The organism is Citrobacter sp. CK191, assembly GCF_030333435.1.
In the GTDB taxonomy this organism is placed as follows: Bacteria; Pseudomonadota; Gammaproteobacteria; order Enterobacterales; family Enterobacteriaceae; genus Citrobacter_B; species Citrobacter_B koseri.
On the sequence record NZ_JAOWFX010000033.1, the window covers coordinates 255,492 to 275,862 of the forward strand.

Sequence of the window (20,371 nt, forward strand, 5' to 3'; positions counted from 1 at the left end):
CGCCAAATAACAGGAGGTAACCAGATGTCATCTGGAGCCAAAGTTCTTAGCGCATTCGTGCGCGAAACCACTCCCGGCGTTACCCCAACGGGTATTCCGTGGAACCTTTTAAAACGCACAAGTTGGGGCGTTGGCCCGTCCCAGAACACCAACGACAACGACGAGATCGGCGGCACCCGAATGGCGCAGGGCGCTACGCTGGGAACGGTCGATGTTGGCGGCGATGTCGGGGCAAAATTCCGCTACGGCCAGCATGATGAATTCCTGGCTTCGTGTTTTGGCGCGGAGTGGGCGGGTAATGTGCTGACGATGGGGAATGACCGTATCTCTTTCTCACTTGCAACGTATGCTTCCGATGTTGGTATTGCCTCTATCGTTCGTGGCGCGCAGGTAAGCGTGTTCCAGTTGGAAGTTCCTAACGACGGTGACGTTACCGCGACGATCACTTTCGCCGGACTGGGCTGGGATTCGAAAGCAGACGATACGAGCTATATCGAAGGTACACCTGCCGATAACGCTGGCGAGCTGCGTTACTCGTTCAAAGAGGTCACGGCAATCAACCTGAACGGCATCGACGGCGGTGATGGTTTCTGTATCGACACCTTCAACATCCAGTTCGACAACAACGTCCAGACTCAGCGCTGTATCGGCACCGGTTCACCGTATGCCGGGGCCAATATCCCAACCACCTTCACGCCTTCAGGTTCGATCACGCTGTCCTGGTCTAAAGCTGCGTGGGAGGTCTGGAGCAAAACGCTTACCGGAGCAACCGTGCCGTTCAGTTTTACGCTGGCGAATGACGAAGGGCAGTACACGTTTAACTTCCCGAAAGTGCAGGTTGCTGGCGACTGGCCGGATGGCGGCAATACCGACATTATCCAGGTTCAACTGGATATCACTGCGGCCGACGAGTCACCGACCATTACCCGGGCCGTTACCATTCCGGCAACCGGTATCACGGTAACCCCGGAAACAGCTTCCGTTGATGTTGGCGATACAACCAGCCTCACAGCAACGCTGGCTCCCGCAGGCGCAACGGATACTGTTACGTGGGAGTCATCCGATCCTGAAGTGGCAACAGTTAGTGCGTCAGGCGTCGTTACTGGTGTTGCGGCCGGAACGGCAACTATCACCGCTAAGGCGCGCACTTTTACCGATACGGCAACCATTACCGTAACTGAACCATAAAATTTCCCTTGCCCGTTCCGCTCTGCATGGCGGCGCGGGCTTTTTTCATGCAGGAGCTTCGAATGATTATCCTAACCCCACGAATTGATGTTGGCGGCGAGCGCTGGTTTACACCGCTGAAAGACCTGAAACCCATTGAAGGGCTGAAATTGCTCGTCAGCAGCATTGATAATGACCAGTATCGCTCGCGTAATGCGCTTATTCGCCGCCATATTGAAAAAATGGATGCCAGTTACCAGGTTGGAACCAGCGAATTTAGTCTGTCAGCGGTCGGGGAAATTGACTCTGCCGATGATCTGCTGATCGACAACTGCGCACGTTTCCTTCTGAAAGGCTGGAAAGGTGTCGGCGAGCTGGTGGAAGGCAAAGAAGCGCCGATTGAGTACACACCTGAACGAGGTGCTGCACTTCTGAAACAGGAACCAGCGATTTACTGGCAAATTCTGGCGGAGGCAGCCAGCATCGCCCAGGGCAAAGAGCAGCAAAAGCAGGAAACCGTAAAAAAGCCATCGAAGCGCAAAAGTGGCTGAGTGAATTCGGTGGAGAGCAGGGAGAAAAGGCAAAGTGGCGAAGGGAGAAATTAAAACTCCCGCCAATTCCCGAACCTGAAATTGACGGTGTTACAGGGGAAATCCTCAACGCTTACTCCGTTATCTCCCGCTCCCGGCTGTATGCCGGGATGGCGGGCGCGCCGCTGCCGATCTCGCTTCATGATATTGAGCGCTTTCTTTCTGCACGTCCCGTCCTCATTGATCGTGATGAATTTGACGCGGCCATATTTGCCCTCGATGACGCATGGCGTGAGCAGTGGGCGCAGGAACAGAAAAAACACGGCAAACCCAAATAGCCCAGGCTCAGTCCTGGGCTTTTTATATCCGCAGTAAAAGTTACCGCTGGCGAATTTTCTGTATTCGCTTTCGGCATTTTTGAAAACTGATTCAAACGCGCATCTCACGCGCACTTCACACAGAACCTTTCAGGATGACCCTTGAGGATGCCGGCTGGCTGTCGGTGCCTTTCTGTGGGCCGAATTCCTGTGAGACAAGGTTCATCACTAAAAGGTATCACCGATATGAATTACCCAACAGTTTCAGTAAACGGCGTATCCGTTCGTGTCGATAACGAAGGGCGTTACAATCTTAACGATCTCCACGCAGCGGCGGTGGCTGAAGGTAATGCTACAGAATCACAACGACCCAGTAACTTCACAAAAAGCAAATCTATCAAGGCATTCATTCGGGAATTGACCGCCGCTACGAAAATAGCGGCGCTAAAAACCGTTAATGGCGGCCCTAATCATGGCGTCTGGGGGCTTGAGCTTATAGCTATCAGATATGCGGCATGGCTTAGTGCGAAGTTTGAGATAAAGGTCTATCAGACATTCCAAATGGTGATCCGCAATGGCATTGATGCCATGTCTCGTCTCAACAAAATCGACCATGTGATTAACACCGAAACAAAAGCGATTAGCCAGTGCGCCAGCCAGATGGCCCGGTGGGGAGTTGGTGGGCGCAAAAAGCTACTCCACGCAGCGCGCGCGAGAGTTGCTGATGAAGTGCAAATGTATTTGCCTGGACTTTAAACAACACTGAAATATCCCGCTTCGGCGGGTATTTTTATGCCCGGAGATCGCAATGTCAGAACAGACATCCCGCCTCGCCGTCATTATTGACAGCACCGGCGCTGAGAAAAACGCAGAAAATCTGACGACAGCCCTCAGTGGTCTGACTGAATGGGGCATGAAGGCTGCGGCCAGTGCCGGGAAGGTGACTAAAGCCACCGAGGAAGAAAAGGAGGCGATGAGTAAACTTCGCGCCGCTATCGATCCTGTTGGTGCAGCCATTAACACCGTTGGGCGCCGCTTTACCGAATTAAAAAAATATTTCGACAAAGGGTTAATTGATAAGGAAGAGTTTGAGTTTCTGTCGAGAAAACTCAACGAAACCACAGAAGAGTTGAGTGGAGTAGCTCAGGCTCAGCGTGAAGCGGAAAAAGCAGGTAAATTAGCAGCCGCGCAGCAAGAGGCGCAGGCACAAGCCTTCCAGCGCATGCTGGATAAAATTGATCCGCTAACTGCTGCCCTGAGAAATCTTGACCAACAGCAAGAAGATCTTAACGCTGCGCTCTCAGCCGGAAAGCTCAACACTTCGCAGTTCGATGCCTACAGTAAAAAATTGCAGGAAACTCGTCGGGAAGTCACCGGAGAAGCACAGGCTGAGAGAGAGGCGGCGAAAGCTCATGATGAGCAGCGCGCGGCATTGCAACGCCTGGTCGCTCAGCTTGATCCAGTTGGCGAGGGATTTCGCCGACTCGCGGAGCAGCAAAAGCAGCTCGACTCTGCGAAATCGTCAGGGCTGCTTTCCCCTGAGTCATACACAAAACTTTCCGGCACGCTCGGTGAAATGCGTACCGAGTTAGAAAAAACGCAGGCGCAGTTAGGCAAAACTGGCATGTCAGCAAAGCAAACTGCTTTTGCGATGCGCATGATCCCTGCTCAGATGACCGATATCGTCGTGGGTCTGTCTACCGGGCAAAGTCCGTTCATGGTGCTGATGCAGCAGGGCGGTCAGTTAAAAGATATGTTCGGCGGCATCGGCCCGGCGATTAAAGGCGTTAGCTCCTATGTGATGGGCCTGATCAATCCTTTCACGCTGGCGGCTGCTGCGGTCGGCGTGCTGGGCGTGGCGTACTACAAAGGCACGCAGGAACAGGACGCTTTCAATAAATCACTCATCCTGACGGGTAACCAGGTAGGGAAAACATCGGGTCAACTGGCGGACATTGCCGCGCGCGCTGGTGTAGCGGCGAACTCAACCACTGGCAAAGCGGCATCGGCGCTAAACCTACTGGTGGAATCTGGAAAGGTTGCCGGTGACTCGCTTGAGCGCGTGACCACTGCCGTTGTTAAAACGAGTGAAGCCACTGGTATTGCGACCGATAAACTGGTGGACGATTTCAACAAAATTGCCGCCGATCCGGTTGCGGCAATTACCAAACTGAACGATCAGTATCACTTCCTTACGCTGGCAACTTACAACCAGATTAAGGCCCTCCAGGATGAAGGGAATCAGCAGGAAGCGGCGCGCGTTGCTACTGATGCTTACGCCACCACCATGCAGCAGCGTGCCGCAGATATTCAGGATAACCTCGGTTATCTCGAAAAGGCATGGAACGGACTCACCGGCGCAGCAAAAGGCGCATGGGATGCAATGCTGGGCGTTGGGCGCGAGCAGTCTCTTGAACAACGCCTGGCTGATGCGACTAAAAAGGCAAATGATGCGCGCGGCAAAGCCGTGGGTAATATTTTCGGTGTGCCAGGGTGGCAAACTGAAGCAGCAGCAGCGGCTAATTTTCTGCAAAGTGCTATCGACCTGCAAGGCGACCTTACAAAAGTTGTCGCGGCTGGCAGAGAAGAGCAGGATAAGGCAATTAAAATACAGCAGGAAGCTGATCGCGTTAACCAGCAGTTCCTGTCGAATGCTGATAAGCGAAACAAGGCGATTCAGCAGCAGAAGAAATTCCTTGATGCCGGGGCCATCAGTGCAGATCAGTACGCGAAAAATATCGCGCGCATCAATGAAATGTACAAAGACCCTAAATCGCCAACAGCACCGAAGGGAAAAGCATATAGCGAAGATGCAGCGACACGACTGCTGGATCAGATTAACCAGCAGACATCCGCTATGCAGTCCCAGCTTGACGCCAGCGATAAGCTCACCAGCGCCACCCAGGCGCGAGTGAAATTTGAACAGCAGATAGCTGACCTCAAATCGAAAACGCAGCTCACCGCCGATCAAAAATCGCTTTTGTCCCGCTCTGAAGAAATTATTCAGGCCTACAAACGACAGGAGGAGTTGCAAAACTCCGTTAAAACGCTCGACGATTACCGGAAAATGCAGGAGCAGGTTAAAGCGAAGGATGAGCAGCAGAATGATTTGCTTCGCGAACGGCTTGCGCTGCTGGAAAAAGCAAAAGCCACAGGGAAGCTGGCGCCGGGGGAATACGAGCAAACCCGATCTGATATTTACAAAAACACTCCAGCGGAGTTGCCTTCTTCAGTGAAGAGTGTGGTTGGCAACCTGTCACCGACTGGCGGCCAGTTATCCGGCACGTTCGGCGGTATGCAACAGCAGTACATTCAGCTCGATCAGGCGCAACAGCAGTTACAGACGTGGTTGCAGGCTCAGGAAACGGCATATGCCCAGGCTGCGCAAATCACCACGGAAGGCGAAGCGCGTATGACAGCAATCCGCCAGCAGGCGGCGCAAGCCAACCAGGTTATTGAATCCCAGAAAAACGAAATCATCACCAGTGCGACGCAAACCATGATCGACAGTGGTTTGCAGATTCTGGCGACTGGTTTCGGGGAGCAATCCGGGATTTATAAAGCAGCGTTCGCCGCCAGTAAGGCATTTGCTATTGCGCAGTCTCTGGTTTCCATTCAACAGGGTATCGCGATGGCGGCTGCCAACCCGTTCCCGTACAACATCGCTGCGATGGCATCCGTTGCAGCGGCGACGGCGAGCATCGTTTCTAATATCGCAGCTGTTGCGGATGTCGGTTTTGCTGCCGGTGGTTTTACGGGCCCGGGCGGAAAATACCAGCCCGCCGGGATAGTGCATAAAGGCGAGTATGTTTTTGACCAGGCTGCAACCAACCGGATCGGCGTCTCGAACCTTGAGGCGCTGCGCAATGGTGGTTCTCTGGATGCAACGCTGAGCAAGCCCGGTTTCGGTACGGGGGCGCAGAACGTCAATAACAACAGCAATGCTATGACCCTGAACGCCCCCATCAACCAGAACTTCAATATTCAGCAGGGTGTAACCCCCGATCAGATGAATCTGTCGCTGGCGCAGACTCAGAAACAGGCAACCAGCGATGCTCTGGATCAGGTCGCCAATCAGATCGTGAAAGGCAACGGAAAAGTGGGTAACGCAATGCGAGGAACGTACACCGGAAGGAGAACTACCTGATGGCTGAAAAATACTATCCTCACGATTATCTTCCCATGCCACTACAGGACGGTTATGCATTCCAGCCAGTCAGTCCGTTAAAGCGTACCGAAATGACCACCGGCCGCGCCCGCCAGCGCCGCGCGTTTATTTCGACGCCGACACAGGCAAATGTGCAGTGGCTTTTCGAAAACGATGCTCAGGCTCAGCTTTTTGAGGGCTGGTATCACGAAACCATCACTGACGGCGCCGACTGGTTTTTTATGCGGTTGCAAACGCCGCTGGGCGTTGAACTCTACAAATGTCGGTTTACGGACATCTATCAGGGGCCGACGCTGGTCGCCCCGATTTACTGGCAGTTCTCCGCGACGCTTGAGCTGTGGACTCGACCCGTCCTCGGCGATGGCTGGGCTGAGTTCCCGGATTACATCATCAACAGCAGCATCATCGATATTGCACTTAACAGGGAGTGGCCGGAAGCATGACCAGTCCGACTTTAAAACGACTGTACGCCTCTTCCGGTGAAGAGGTCATTATCAAAACTTTGCAGATCAACATCGGTGATGATGTCATGTATCTCTGCGATGGCTACGACAATATAACAGCGACGACGGAAACTGGTGAAGAGGTCACATTCATCGCCAGCGCCATCGATGTTGCGCTACCGGCGCGGAACAGTGACGGCACGCAGGACTTGCAGTTTGCTGTCTCAAACATCAAAGGAGAAGCATCCACATCCGTGCGTAGCGCGCTGGAAAATCTACGTGGCGCCACGGTGACCTACCGACAATATACCTCTGACGATTTAGCCGCGCCCGCAGACCGCCCTTATACCCTGACGGTTAAAAACGGGTACTGGACTGCAACGCAGGCGCAGATTATCGCTGGATACATGAATGTGCTGGATACTGCCTGGCCCCGCTATCGCTACACACTCCCGTTCTATCCTGGCCTTCGTTACATGAGCTAAGGAGTTTCAATGTTCAATCAAGATAAATACCTTTCGGTCAGATGGCTGAAGGGCGGACGCGCTTACCCTGAACTTGACTGTTTCGGCATCGTGAATGAAGTGCGCCGCGATCTGGGGCTTCATGAGTGGCCGGATTTTGCCGGGGTAACGAAAGATGGTGGAGGGCTTAATCGAGAAGCGCGGAAACTGATGCTCTCCCTGCAACGCTGCGAGCCATGTGAAGGCGCTGGTGTGGCGTGTTATTCAGGATCAACAGTGACGCATGTCGGCGTTGTCGTGGTGCTTAATGGCCGTTTGCATGTGGCTGAATGCAACCCTAAATCCAACGTTTCTTTCACGCCGGTGGCGCAGTTTGTTCGCCGCTTCGTTAAAGTGGAGTTCTGGAAGTGACCATCAGAATTTACCCCTCCCGGTTACCCGGCGAACCGCTGGAAACGCATGAACATAGTGCAATCACGATCCATCAATGGATGACGCGGAACGTTGATAATTACCGTGCTGATATGAAGCATCCGATCGCCATTGAAGTGGACGGCGTGAATATCCCGGCTGCGGCATGGTTCGATTATGCGATCAGGCCAGACAACGATGTAAAAATTTACCCTGTACCCTATGGAACGGGTCTTGAGATCGCTGCGTGGGCTGCGATTGCCGTGTCTGTTGCTACCGTGGCATATGCTCTTTTCTTTGCGCCTGGCGCATCAGATCCCGGTGGTTTCTCTTCGTCGACAGGCGATTCCCTTGACGTTAACCCGGCGAAAGCGAACCGGGCAAGACTCGGAGATCCCATTCGTGAATTATTTGGGCGCCGTCGAATTTACCCTGATTATGTTGTTCAGCCGGTGACGCGCTTTGATAAAGACGACCCGACAAAAATGACCGTGGATATGTTCGTTTGTCTGGGTGTAGGTGATTTCTCTTTCTCTACGGGGGATATTCGGGTTGGTGCAACGCCCGTTACTTCGCTGGACGCAGGGTTCTCCTACGAAGTCTATGCGCCCGGCGCGAATGTTGCGGGAGACAGCCGTAGTGAGAACTGGTTCAACTCAACAGAGGTTGGGGGAACGTCATCAGGAACCGGGCTGGATATGGGGCAGACGGCTCCTGACTCGGAGGATATAGTTGCGGATTCACTGACTGTGAGCGGCGCCACCGTTACTTTCAACGGGTTAAGCACCGATGAAGAAGATCCAGCAGAAAATGAGTTACCAGATTCGTGGGTGGACGGCGCCACCGTGGAATTAATAGTGCCGGATTCATTTGTGGTTACGAACGATGGCGCATACAGCAGAATTACCAGTGACAACCTGGCAGAAATCGCGCCGTATGTCGGAATGCCTGTAACACTCTGGTACAACAGCATTGATTATGATCTTTTTATCGCGTCTTACGTGCCTCATGAAGATGCGTCAGGGGATGATGACGAGGTTACTGCATCGGTAACTCTCGCCTACGACAGCGCTACCGGGCCAGCATTCACCGGTATTCCTGAAGGGCTTCCAAGGCTGGCGCTCTCCCACGCCGGATATCAGTATAAAATTTTTGAAGTTGACGGTAGTTCTGTGACGCTTCAGCGCCTGGTTGATGGTGTAACTGATCCTACATGGCCCGGCTTTTCTTCCCGCACCGTTCTGGATTTTGATGCTTCTGGTATCAACGAGAATGACTCCTGGATGGGGCCGTTTCTGGCATGCCCTGAAAATGAAACTATCGACATGTTTGAAGTGAACTTCTCGTTCCCCAACGGGATCTGTGGGTTCAATAAAAAGGGAAGAAAAGAAAACAGGCAGGTTAAATGGGAAATACAGTACCGCGTGTATGGTTCAGGCTCTGGCTGGACAAGTAAGATCGGAGCTTACAACCTTCAGAATGTTAACGGCCTCGGCTTTACCGAGCGCATTGTTCTGGATAACACGGGTCTTGTTGAAGTTCGTTGCAGGAGAACGAATGAGCAGGGTGAGAATAATGCGCGCGATAATATGTACTGGCAGGCATTACGCGGTCGGTTACTGGCGAGGCCATCAGCGTATGCTGGTGTTACAACGATGGGAGCGACTGTTGAGACAGGGGGGAAACTGGCAGCTCAGTCTGACAAGCGGGTAAATGTTGTTGCGACCAAAATCTATGGAACGGGAGCACCTCGAAGTATCTCCGGCGCGCTGTACCACGTCGGTAACTCGCTGGGTCTGGACATGGACACCGACGCCATTGATGCGCTGGAAAGTGCGTACTGGACGCCTGACAATGAGTTTTTCGACTTCGAGACGACCGACAGTACATCTGCGCTGGAGGTTTTACAGAAGATCGCCAATGCCGGGAAAAGCTATTTTCTGCTGGCAGACGGGCTTGCCTCGGTTGCGCGCGAAGGAGTTAAGCCCTGGTCGGGGGTTATCAGCCCGCATGAGATGACCGAAGACCTGCAAACCGCGTTCGTGGCTCCGTCTGACGACGACTATGACGGCGTGGACGTTACGTATATCAACGGAACGACGTGGGCGGAGGAAACGGTACAGTGCCGGACACCAGATAATCCAACGCCCGTAAAAATCGAAGACTACACGCTTGATGGTGTGCTCGACCGTGACCGGGCATATCAGATCGGCATGCGGCGGCTGATGAAGTACCTACAGCAACGGCTGACACATACGACCTCAACAGAACTGGACGCCCTTTGCTATAACGTCGGCGACCGCATAGTGCTGACAGACGATATTCCTGGCAATAAAACTATTTCCTGTCTGGTTGATGAAATGACAACCGAAAATGCGCTGACAACATTCACGGTAACCGAGCCACTGGATTGGAGTTATGAAAACCCGCGAGTGATCATCCGATTTCAGGACGGGACCGCATCATCTCTTCTTACGGCAATCAGGGCTGATGATTATCAGGTGACAGTGCGATACCTGAATGAATTTGCTGAAATCGTCCTCAATGATCCGGCTATTGAGCCACCACGCCTTATTTTTTGCGACTCTTCGCGCGTTGGCTATAACGCCATTATCTCTGAGATCGCGCCTCAATCTGATGGCACATGCCAGGTAACGGCGAAGCAGTATAAACCCAGCTTCTACGATTACGACAATGCCACTTATCCCGGCAACGTCGCATAACAACAATCTCTCCAATACAGACCCGCTTCGGCGGGTTTTTTCGTTTATGAGGCCCATATGACGACTTACAACACCGGCAATCCGCTGGGGTCTGCTGCTGCAAAAGATTTGTACGATAACGCCCAGAACTTTGATCACCTCTCAAATGACCGGGTTCATGAAACGTGGGATGACCGTTTTGGCGTGCCGCGCCTTACGTGGCATGGAATGGAAGAGCGTTATAAAACAGCGCTCGCGAACCTCGGCTTAAATCCAGTCGGGACATTTCAGGGCGGGGCGGTTATTAATTCCGCTGGTGACATCATTCAGGATGAAACAACAGGCGCATGGTATCGCTGGGATGATCTCACGACCCTGCCGAAAACCGTTCCGCCAGGCTCTACTCCAGATTCATCCGGCGGTACAGGTGTCGGAAAATGGCTGGCCGTAGATGTCAGCGATGTCCTGCGCCGCGAACTGGCGCTGCCAACCGGTGCAGAACAGATCGGCTATGGTGATGTGACGGTTGCCGAACGGCTGTCTTATGTTGTCTACATTACTAATGCTGATCCAACCGGCAGCACCAGTGCAGTAGCCGCAATACAGGCTGCTATTGATGCCAACAAGGGTAAGCGACTCGTTCTTCCGGCTGGCGACTATCTGATCGACGACACGATTTTCATCCCACGAAATACGCAACTGTGTGGCGTAGCACCGATTCCAACCATGTATCATGACATGGTGCATAACAATGCAATCGTTGATCTGATTGCTGAGAACGGCTATACGAAACTTCATCTGCGTGGAGAGCCGACGAAGAGAATCCTCACCGATGTTGTTCACGGATCTGACGATCCGGCGTACAGCATGGGTATTGTTTTCGCTGAATCCGGCGCTGTGCTGGATAATATTGCCGTCATTGGCTGGCGTAAACGTACAGACGGGACTTATGAACCGCCGTCGCTGACAGCTCAGAACGATGTTGGGGCAGTCCCGTGTTTTGACATTCCAGTATTCAACGCATCAGTAATGAGCGTGAGAATGCACGACACTATGATCGCCGGTTATATCCCGGAAGGAAGCGCGTGCTACTGGATTGATGCTTCGCGCGGTGAGCAACGGAACGGAAGCGGAAATGATTTTAACGTTGATGATCGCATTAAATCTGTAGGCCCTAACGACTCTCGACAAATCGACTGCTGCTTCTGGTGGTTTCACCCCAATACACCATCAACAGAGCGTGCAGATAACTACTATGCGGTAAAAATGCAAGGTCATGACGATGATATTCGTAATCTGGAGCGCTATCCAGGAACTGAATCGTCTGGCGGCGTTGCAGCAGGCAACTGGATTTGGGGAGGCCCAGGAACAAGCGATCATAAATTTCGTGGGAGTGTGATTAAGGGCGTATCCCTTGACTGCACTTGTCGATCATATGTAGGTGATGATCGTCTTAACTACCTAGCCTCAGGCACAGTTGGAGGGACTAATGGTTATCCAGGTGCTTGGCAAAACCTTACCGGTGCAGGTGGTAAGATTAGCTTTAATGACTGTGTTATCCGTCAAGGTGATATTAACCTTAACCGTGTCGCTTATGTCTGGTTTAATAACAGCTATGGGGAATCTGGTTATTTCAAAATGACCAACCTCACAGGGTTCGTTACTCAATCTGATGGTTTTCTGGGGCATGCTGGTGTTGATATTACCGTTAATAATCCAGATGGATCTACCCCAACTGCTTATAATCGACTTACTTCCCCACTATACAAAGTGATTAACTGCGGAAACCAAGACAGGTTTGGCCTGTTCTATTCTTCAGGTTCTCAGGCATATCTTCGCCCACACTTAGATGGAAAAGTGTCTTGGGGGTTTGATGATGGTTCTACTCGTCTTCGCTGGGGTAACGTGCACGCAGTCCAGGTTACTGCAAGTTCGTGGACATCCAATTCAGATCGAACTACTTGTCAGGTAATTAAGCCTTTGCAGTTACCATCGTACACTACTGCAAATCGGCCTGCATTAGGGGCAAGCGCTGCTGGATCTATGATTCTTGATACTACACTTGGTTATCAGATCACATGGACAGGAAGTGCCTGGAAAAATGGGGTTGGAACCGTGGTGTAAACTCAGCCCTCCCGCAGACTAATGCGGGAGGGCTTTATTTACTTGCACTTATCACCGAAAATAACCGCGACAGTTGTTTTTTCATTCTTTATCAAGTAAGACTCATCCTTGTAAATTGTATCCCACGCACATACACGACTTAACTTTAATGATGAATTATCGATTAAGGTAACGCCCATACCATGGTGCATCATCAAAAACCTAGACCACATTCTGTTTCCAGATAAATACATTTGTATCAATCTTTTTATCGATGGGTATTTATTTTCAGCAATAATTGATTGTTTTGTTTTTGGAGACTCACCGTATATAATGAGATTCTTAGCATCAATCCCTTTAATGCCGACTGCATATCTTAATGTCTCAACTATTCTTCCATCGCTTTCACTTTGCGATTTAGAGGCATTTCCATACGTATATACATAAGATAAAGAACATAGAATAAACAAAGCCAATAGTGCTTTTGCTGATCTACCTGACAGCATAGAGATACTAATTCCAAAAAACATAATTGTCGCACAAAACGACATCATCGTTCTTGGAAGTATTACTGGATTCTTGAGCGGCACTAAATGAATAAATGAGAATAGAACTGCAAAAAATGGCGATGCAATAACAATTACTGCTGAGGCAATTGAATATAAGGATACCTCGTTTTTGATAGCACCTCTAGCAATCATTAATGATGAAAGCATAGAAAGCACCACTGATGCTATAAGAATATATCCATATATGTAATTAAGCTCAACAATCATGCTTGCAAAGTTTGCTGTGTTTTTTATCGCCGCAGTAATTGACTCGGCTGTTAGTGGTAATAGCTCTGAGTGGTTTTCACCATAAAAACCCACAACAAAGTAAGGTGATATGAGTTTTGTGTATATAATGAATGATGTTAAGAACTGAGCCACCCTCTTAATTAGGGTCAAGATGTTGTCAAATGACCTTTGGCTTGATTTTGTTTTTATGCAAAATTCTAAAATTGAAAGTGTAAAAAATACACCAATAGTAGCCTGGTACGTACAAAGCGAAAAAATTACCAGCAAAGCACCAATAGCTAATGCTTTAATGTCAGTGCTTTTTATTGTAAATGCTAAAATGATAAATGACAGTGATGCAGCCATGGTGACCGAGTCATATCTAAACGACATATTCTCTATCATAAATGGGCTGCACATTACGCTGACTGTGAGCATGAATATAACTTTGGTATCAGTTATTATTCTGATTGATTTTACATACTTAAACACGCTAAAGGATATCAGTAACACAGATAGTATTAGTGTTAACGGGAATGTGTCACCAGCTAACCCACCAAGCGTTATAACTTTTAATATTAAATCTGATAATGGCCTTCCAATCTGTGACCATCCTAAATCACCCCATATAGAACGCCTTAAGTCATCTATGTAGAATTGTCCAGATAGTATTATTGGAAGCACATAAAAAAATGATGCGACCAAAATTGCGATAAATAACATTCGCTCTTTTTTGTCAATCGTAAAAATTCCCATCACTATTTTCTCTTTGTTATATATCTTGGTCTGCTTTTAACTTCAATATAAATTCTACCGATGTACTCACCAAGAACACCAATCCCAATAAGTTGAATACCCCCCAAGAAAAGTATTGATACAAGCAGTGACGGATAGCCAGGAACGCTGTTGCCGAAAAATAACTTATCAACAATCATCCATGCCCCATACAGGAATGACAGACCTGCGACAAAAAGCCCAATGTATGTCCACATGCGTAAAGGGAAAGTTGAGAACGAGGTGATACCTTCAAGAGCCAGGTTCCATAATTTCCAGCCATTGAACTTAGAGTCACCGGCCACACGTTCGGCGCGGGCATACTCCACAACGTCAGTCTTACCACCAACCCAGCTAAGAACGCCTTTCATGAACAAGTTACGTTCTGGCATTAACTTAATATTTTCCACAACCTCACGGGACATGAGACGGAAATCCCCCACATTCTCTTCGATCTGCGGGTTGCTGATCTTGTTGTGTAACTTGTAGAACCATTCTGCGGTCTTTCGTTTTAGCCTTCCATCCGTTGAACGATCGGTGCGTTTAGCCAGAACCATATCAGCGCCAGTCTGCCATTTCTCTATCAGATGCGGGATAACTTCAATGGGGTCTTGTAAATCGACATCGATAGGGATAACAGCATCACCTGTTGCGTGATCAAGCCCGGCAAACAAAGCTGGCTCCTTGCCAAAATTACGGGTAAATGACAATGGCATGACGAGCGGATCGGATACAGCAAGCGCATTGATAATTGATTCCGTTGCGTCTTTGCTGCCATCGTTGATGAATACTATCTCAACTTCATGTTGTTTTAATTCGTCGAATTCCCGAACCGTTTTGTAGAAAATCGGTATCGTGGCCTCTTCATTGAAGACCGGAACGATCAGAGAGATTTTCATTTAGCATCCCTAAATACTATGAATTTTGAGTAGATAAATCCCGCGATCAGGCTGAAAGCCGAGAACGCCACAAGCGTTAAAATCGGTGGTGCCTTGAGTTGATCTGCAATAAACCCAGTGAGCATAGCCATAACCCCCATGAATACGACGAACGCAATGTAACGCCCGGTCGTAGCCTGAGCGTTGAAAGTAAACTTTGCATTAGCGAAGAAGCTAAAAGTTACAGCCACGCAAAATGCCGTAACATTGGAAATGGCCTGGCTGGTGCCAAAGACGTGAAGCAAACCAGCAAAGCATAACCAATGAATCGCGGTGTTCACTACACCAACCGAAACATATCGACTAAATAGCTTTAACATATGAAAAATCAGCAGATTCTGAAAGGGTGAAAGTGTATCACCAACGATTGAATTGATCGATAGCAGTACTTGATTACTGTACTGTTTATATATACAGGGGGTTCATGAAGTCTCTCCAATGACTTCATGAACCCCCTGAGGTATGCTAAACGTAGTGTCATAGGGTTGGGGAGTTTAAAAAACATGAAAGTGAAAATCATGGCAGGTTTGCTGCTGGGTTCTGTGATGTTTTTAGGCTTATTTTTCTTCGTAGAGCAGTCTCCGAAAAAAGTAAATATGTTAGTTGTCGGTTACGGACAAAGTTTAATGACTGGAATGGAGGGATGGCCAGCATTAACGACCAAGACTAGTGTTGATAATGCATTTATGATCGGTGATTCGGTCAGACCAGATTCAAGGAGATCACAACATTACAAACCTGTTGGTAATTCCGTTAGGCCATTAACTTCAACCGTTCAGCAAGTGGATGACTCATCTAAGTTGGTTAGTCCAGAGTATGTTAGTAAGCTAAAACGAGGGGCTATCAACGAGGGTGAAGAGCCTATAGTTGGTGCAGTTACTGCGTTTTCTGGTTTTAGAATCAACTCCTTTGAGTCAATTTTTGGTATGAATGCCGGGGTTTCAGGTTCAGATATACTACAGATTTCAAAAGGAAGTGGCTATTATAAAAGGTTTACCGATGCCGTTAAAATATTTAACGCCATTTCCATTAATGAAAAAAGAGATCCAGTTGTCTCTTCTATAGTATTTATGCAGGGCGAAATGAACTACATGCCCACATATGAAAATGCACCTCAAGATTATAATAGATACTTATCCGCTTTAAAAAAACTCCACAATAATATGTTGAGCGATGCGGTATCAATTACGAAACAGAAAGATAAACCATTATTTTTCATGTATCAAACAGGTGGTAGCTTTTCCAGGGATACAAACGATTTATCTGTTGGCATGGCTCAACTTGATTTTTCCAATACAAATGATGGGGTCTATATGGTTGGACCGACATACCAATACCCAGATAAAGGTGGGCATCTGGGACCAAATGGTTACCGATGGTTTGGTGTACAGATAGCAAAGGTTATGCATCAGGTTGTCGACAAAGGGGTAAACTGGAAGCCATTGCAACCACTATCCGTCTCCTTATCTAATGATACGGTGGTTGTAAGGTATAATGTTCCTTACCCGCCGCTAAAGTTCACGGAAGCATACGTGAAGTATGATCCTGTGATGTACGATGATAAGGGCTTTACACTATATGATAGCAGCGGTCGCGTTGATATTTCATCCGTAGAAATTACTTCACAAGATGAAATAACAATTACTCCAGTTCGTAAGATTACTGGTCCTGCAAAATTGTTTTATGCCGACAAGTCGTACCATAATGGAAACGGCAATGTTTCAGACAGTGACGATACAGTATCTCCATATAAATACGAATATAAGGAAGGTAGCGGGCAATACCCTGAATCAAATATTAAAGAACTCGTAGATAAGCCATATCCCTTAAATAATTTTAGTGTGGCATTTTGCTTGCCAGTTACAATGTAATTTAGCATTTATAAAAACGATGTATGGCATGATAATTTTAGGATAACTGTGATTTAAGCTGCCGCACCAGAGCCTGTGTGGGGATCGGGCCAGGTCTCGGGCGCGGCCAGTTTGCGATCGTTCGACAGAGAGCACCAGTCGCCGATGATGTTCCACAAAACTAAATTTCACCTCACGCCAGTTACTTACCGTGTTGTACTTCTAAGAGACTTGATCGCTGCCATTGATACAATAATACTGTATATATAATCAGTATCAATTAAGGTGATTATCATGCAGTTTTTCACGCCTACAGATCTACGCCATGTGGCGCTCCCAATGTTTAGTGACCTTGTGCAATGCGGGTTTCCTTCCCCTGCTCAGGACTATGTTGAGTCGCGTATAGACCTTAACGAATTGCTGGTGAGGCACCCAAGCGCGACGTATTTCGTGAAGGCCACAGGAGATTCTATGCGTGATGCCGGAATCGGCGAAGGCGATTTGTTGGTAGTCGACAGTTCACGAAAAGCAGGGCATGGGGACATTGTCATTGCAGCGGTCGACGGTGAGTTCACAGTTAAGCGCCTGTTGCTGCATCCTGCTGTCATGCTCAAGCCTGAAAACTCTGTGTATAAACCAATCATGATTGGAAGTGAAGACAATCTGGAGGTTTTCGGCGTCGTAACTTACATCGTGAAGTCTGCTGGCTGAGTATGTTTGCACTCGTAGACGTGAACAGCTTCTATGCGAGTTGTGAAACGGTGTTCAGGCCAGACCTAAAAGGAAGGCCGGTTGTCGTTCTCTCTAACAATGATGGCTGTGTTATTGCCCGTTCAGCAGCAGCGAAGTCCTTTGTTAAAATGGGGGAGCCCTATTTCAAACAAAAAGAGACTTTTCGCCGTCACGGCATCGTCGCGTTCTCCAGTAACTATGAGCTTTACGCTGATATGTCGAATCGCGTAATGACAACGCTGGAAGAAATTAGTCCCCGCGTCGAAATTTACAGCATAGACGAGGCATTTTGTGACATGACTGGCGTGCGAAACTGCCGTGATCTTACTGAATTTGGCCGGGAGATCCGCACTACAGTATTACAGCGTACACATCTCACCGTCGGTGTCGGTATTGCGCAGACAAAAACCCTCGCGAAACTGGCTAACTATGCGGCAAAGAAGTGGCAACGACAGACTGGTGGTGTTGTTGATTTATCGAACGTGGGCCGGCAGCGTAAACTGTTAGCTGCGCTGCCAGTTGGCGAGGTGTGGGGTATAGGGCGACGCATCTCTAAAAAGCTGGAGGGGATGGGCATCGAAACTGCTCTTGACCTGGCTGACACAGATATCCGGTTTATCAAGAAGCATTTCAATGTTGTGCTCGAAAGAACGGTACGCGAGCTGCGTGGTGAGCCGTGTCTGGAACTGGAAGAGTTTGCACCAGTAAAGCAGGAAATCGTCTGCTCACGCTCCTTCAGTGGTCGTATCACTGATTACGAAGAGATGCGTCAGGCGATTTTCAGTTACGCCAGCCGGGCGGCGGAGAAGCTGCGCGGCGAGCATCAATATTGCCGGTTTATCTCCGCGTTCGTGAAGACAAGCCCGTTTGCACTGAACGAACCGTATTACGGCAACAGCGCCTCTGTGAAGCTTCTGACCCCGACGCAGGACAGCCGGGACATTATCGGCGCGGCCACGCGATGCCTGGATGCTGTCTGGAAAGATGGACGCCGTTACCAGAAGGCAGGCGTTATGCTCGGCGACTTCTTCAGCCAGGGGGTGGCACAACTCAACCTTTTTGATGATAACGCGCCGCGGCGCAATAGCGACAAACTGATGAAGGTGCTGGATCATCTCAACACCAAAGACGGCGTAGGTACGCTCTACTTCGCCGGACAGGGCATACAACAGCAGTGGCAGATGAAGCGGGAGATGCTCTCACCGCGATACACCACTCGATATGAAGACCTTTTGCGTGTGAAGTGAAAAAAGTGTCTGTCGTGAATTGTATCTGCCCGGCATAGCCCATCAATGTGTCTAATCTTTATTGGTTTTCGGTATGGATTTTGGGGGCGGATTTGGGGGCAAATAGTTGGTTAGGGGTAATTTTAGGGGCGATAAAATACCTGATATTGTCTGCTATTGTCCGATAACTACATTCCCCAACTTCTTGATATTGTTATAAATGCATGTTTCTCAAACTGTTTATTTTTTTCATTCGCAGTCTAACGCTGATTATGTTGCGGCGGGGATAAACATTTCGTAAACCGGGGGGAGAGTTATGCCGGATGAGTCTCCGGCATTGGGGGCGCTGAATATCGGCCGGATAAGATGCGTTAGCATCGCTATCCGGCAGGGGGGATTACTTCAGCTCGTCAACCATAGTGATGGCGCGGCCAATATAGTTGGCCGGGGTCATCGCCTTCAGGCGCGTTTTCTCTTCTTCCGGCAGGGCCAGACTGTCGATAAACTGCTTCATGCCTTCGGCGTCAACACGTTTGCCGCGCGTTAACTCTTTCAGCTTCTCGTACGGTTTCTCAATGCCGTAGCGGCGCATTACGGTCTGGATCGGCTCTGCCAGCACTTCCCAGTTGTGATCCAGTTCATCCAGCAGACGATCGCGGTTCACTTCCAGTTTGCTTACGCCTTTCAGGGTGGACTGATACGCGATCAACGCATAGCCAATACCGACGCCCAGGTTACGCAGCACGGTGGAGTCCGTCAGGTCGCGCTGCCAGCGGGAAACCGGCAGTTTGCTTGCCAGGTGTTGCAGTACGGCGTTAGCCAGCCCCAGGTTGCCTTCGGAGTTTTCGAAGTCAATCGGGTTAACCTTGTGCGGCATGGTGGAAGAACCAATTTCACCCGCGATGGTTCTCTGTTTGAAGTGGTTGAGCGCGATATAACCCCAGACGTCGCGATCGAAGTCAATAAGGATGGTGTTAAAGCGCGCGACGCAGTCAAACAGCTCTGCGATGTAGTCATGCGGTTCAATCTGTGTGGTGTACGGGTTCCACTGAATACCCAGCGACGTCACAAACTCTTCGCTGAAATGGTGCCAGTCCACTTCCGGGTAAGCGGCAATGTGGGCGTTATAGTTACCGACCGCGCCGTTGATTTTACCAAGGATTTCCACCTGGTTTAACTGGCGGAACTGGCGTTCCATACGGTAAGCCACGTTAGCCATCTCTTTCCCCATCGTGGACGGCGTAGCCGGTTGACCGTGGGTACGGGAGAGCAGGGGAATGTCGCGATACTGAACGGACAGATCTTTTACCGCGTCGATCAACTGACGCCAGTACGGCAGGATCACTTCGTCGCGCGCGGTTTTCAGCATCAGCGCATGAGACAGGTTGTTGATGTCTTCAGAAGTACAGGCGAAGTGGATGAACTCCGAAACCGCATGCAGTTCCGGGATATCCGCCACTTTTTCTTTCAGGAAATACTCAACTGCCTTCACGTCGTGGTTCGTCGTGCGCTCAATGGTTTTGATACGTGCGGCATCTTCTTCATTGAAGTTCGCGACGATCGTATCCAGGAAACCGTTTGCGTCGGCAGCAAAAGCAGGAACTTCCTTGATCGCTGTGTGCGCGGCCAGTTTTTGCAGCCAGCGTACTTCAACCTGTACACGGAATTTCAGCAAACCGTATTCGCTGAAAATCCCGCGCAGCGCGCTGACTTTATCGCCGTAGCGTCCATCGACAGGGGAAACGGCGGTCAGTGAGGATAATTCCATAG

17 protein-coding genes and 1 pseudogene are annotated in these 20,371 nt (G+C 49.5%); 14 read left to right on the forward strand and 4 right to left on the reverse strand.

What is annotated here, in order from left to right:
• Window positions 1–24: 24 nt before the first annotated feature.
• The 11 genes and pseudogenes from OGV82_RS18615 to OGV82_RS18660 form a co-directional block, all read left to right on the forward strand.
• Window positions 25–957: pseudogene (locus OGV82_RS18615) on the forward strand (phage tail tube protein); the annotation flags it as partial.
• Entirely contained in the window at window positions 955–1,188 is a 234-nt protein-coding gene (locus tag OGV82_RS22910) for an Ig-like domain-containing protein (protein WP_309472193.1), read from the forward strand. The pseudogene OGV82_RS18615 and the gene OGV82_RS22910, both read left to right, overlap by 3 nt.
• Window positions 1,189–1,250: 62 nt before the next feature.
• A complete protein-coding gene (locus tag OGV82_RS18620) occupies window positions 1,251–1,718 on the forward strand; it encodes a phage-derived protein YdaY family protein (RefSeq protein WP_286462766.1) in 468 nt (155 codons plus the stop codon).
• Window positions 1,719–1,867: 149 nt separating this feature from the next.
• Window positions 1,868–2,035, forward strand: a complete 168-nt coding sequence (locus OGV82_RS18625) for a hypothetical protein (protein ID WP_286462767.1) — start codon at window positions 1,868–1,870, stop codon at window positions 2,033–2,035.
• A 225-nt stretch (window positions 2,036–2,260) separates the two neighbouring features.
• Window positions 2,261–2,770: a KilA-N domain-containing protein gene (locus tag OGV82_RS18630; RefSeq protein WP_286462768.1), complete on the forward strand. Its 510-nt coding sequence runs from the start codon at window positions 2,261–2,263 to the stop codon at window positions 2,768–2,770.
• Between the two features lie 52 nt (window positions 2,771–2,822).
• Window positions 2,823–6,161: a phage tail length tape measure family protein gene (locus OGV82_RS18635; protein ID WP_286462770.1), complete on the forward strand. Its 3,339-nt coding sequence runs from the start codon at window positions 2,823–2,825 to the stop codon at window positions 6,159–6,161.
• Window positions 6,161–6,625, forward strand: a complete 465-nt coding sequence (locus OGV82_RS18640) for a hypothetical protein (RefSeq protein ID WP_286462772.1) — start codon at window positions 6,161–6,163, stop codon at window positions 6,623–6,625. Before OGV82_RS18635 ends, OGV82_RS18640 begins: the two co-directional genes overlap by 1 nt.
• Entirely contained in the window at window positions 6,622–7,110 is a 489-nt protein-coding gene (locus OGV82_RS18645; protein ID WP_012132714.1) for a DUF1833 family protein, read from the forward strand. Before OGV82_RS18640 ends, OGV82_RS18645 begins: the two co-directional genes overlap by 4 nt.
• 9 nt (window positions 7,111–7,119) lie before the next feature.
• Window positions 7,120–7,500 (forward strand): nitrite transporter, encoded by a 381-nt coding sequence (locus OGV82_RS18650; protein WP_286449675.1) that lies wholly within the window; start codon window positions 7,120–7,122, stop codon window positions 7,498–7,500.
• The gene (locus OGV82_RS18655; RefSeq protein WP_286462774.1) at window positions 7,497–10,223 is read left to right on the forward strand and encodes a host specificity factor TipJ family phage tail protein; all 2,727 of its coding nucleotides are present in this window, start codon (window positions 7,497–7,499) and stop codon (window positions 10,221–10,223) included. The genes OGV82_RS18650 and OGV82_RS18655 overlap by 4 nt, the downstream gene beginning before the upstream one ends.
• 57 nt (window positions 10,224–10,280) lie before the next feature.
• Window positions 10,281–12,326: a tail fiber/spike domain-containing protein gene (locus OGV82_RS18660; protein WP_286462775.1), complete on the forward strand. Its 2,046-nt coding sequence runs from the start codon at window positions 10,281–10,283 to the stop codon at window positions 12,324–12,326.
• A 38-nt stretch (window positions 12,327–12,364) separates the two neighbouring features.
• On the opposite strand, the gene OGV82_RS18665 is transcribed toward OGV82_RS18660, so the two are convergent.
• The 3 genes from OGV82_RS18665 to OGV82_RS18675 are packed head-to-tail and all read right to left on the reverse strand — an operon-like array spanning window position 12,365 to window position 15,113.
• Entirely contained in the window at window positions 12,365–13,837 is a 1,473-nt protein-coding gene (locus tag OGV82_RS18665) for a glucosyltransferase domain-containing protein (RefSeq protein WP_286462819.1), read from the reverse strand.
• A 2-nt stretch (window positions 13,838–13,839) separates the two neighbouring features.
• Window positions 13,840–14,754 (reverse strand): glycosyltransferase family 2 protein, encoded by a 915-nt coding sequence (locus OGV82_RS18670; RefSeq protein WP_286462777.1) that lies wholly within the window; start codon window positions 14,752–14,754, stop codon window positions 13,840–13,842.
• Window positions 14,751–15,113, reverse strand: a complete 363-nt coding sequence (locus OGV82_RS18675; RefSeq protein WP_286462778.1) for a GtrA family protein — start codon at window positions 15,111–15,113, stop codon at window positions 14,751–14,753. The genes OGV82_RS18670 and OGV82_RS18675 overlap by 4 nt, the downstream gene beginning before the upstream one ends.
• A 183-nt stretch (window positions 15,114–15,296) precedes the next feature.
• Here OGV82_RS18675 and OGV82_RS18680 point away from each other — a divergent pair, with 183 nt between their 5' ends.
• From OGV82_RS18680 to OGV82_RS18690, 3 genes are all read left to right on the forward strand, one after another.
• Window positions 15,297–16,664: a hypothetical protein gene (locus OGV82_RS18680; RefSeq protein WP_286462780.1), complete on the forward strand. Its 1,368-nt coding sequence runs from the start codon at window positions 15,297–15,299 to the stop codon at window positions 16,662–16,664.
• A gap of 273 nt (window positions 16,665–16,937) precedes the next feature.
• A complete protein-coding gene (locus OGV82_RS18685; protein ID WP_012132706.1) occupies window positions 16,938–17,354 on the forward strand; it encodes a translesion error-prone DNA polymerase V autoproteolytic subunit in 417 nt (138 codons plus the stop codon).
• A gap of 2 nt (window positions 17,355–17,356) precedes the next feature.
• Window positions 17,357–18,622 (forward strand): Y-family DNA polymerase, encoded by a 1,266-nt coding sequence (locus OGV82_RS18690; RefSeq protein ID WP_012132705.1) that lies wholly within the window; start codon window positions 17,357–17,359, stop codon window positions 18,620–18,622.
• 376 nt (window positions 18,623–18,998) lie between these two features.
• Here the strand turns inward: OGV82_RS18690 and purB are convergent, their stop codons facing one another.
• A complete protein-coding gene (gene purB / locus OGV82_RS18695) occupies window positions 18,999–20,369 on the reverse strand; it encodes an adenylosuccinate lyase (RefSeq protein WP_047457468.1) in 1,371 nt (456 codons plus the stop codon).
• Window positions 20,370–20,371: the final 2 nt, after the last annotated feature.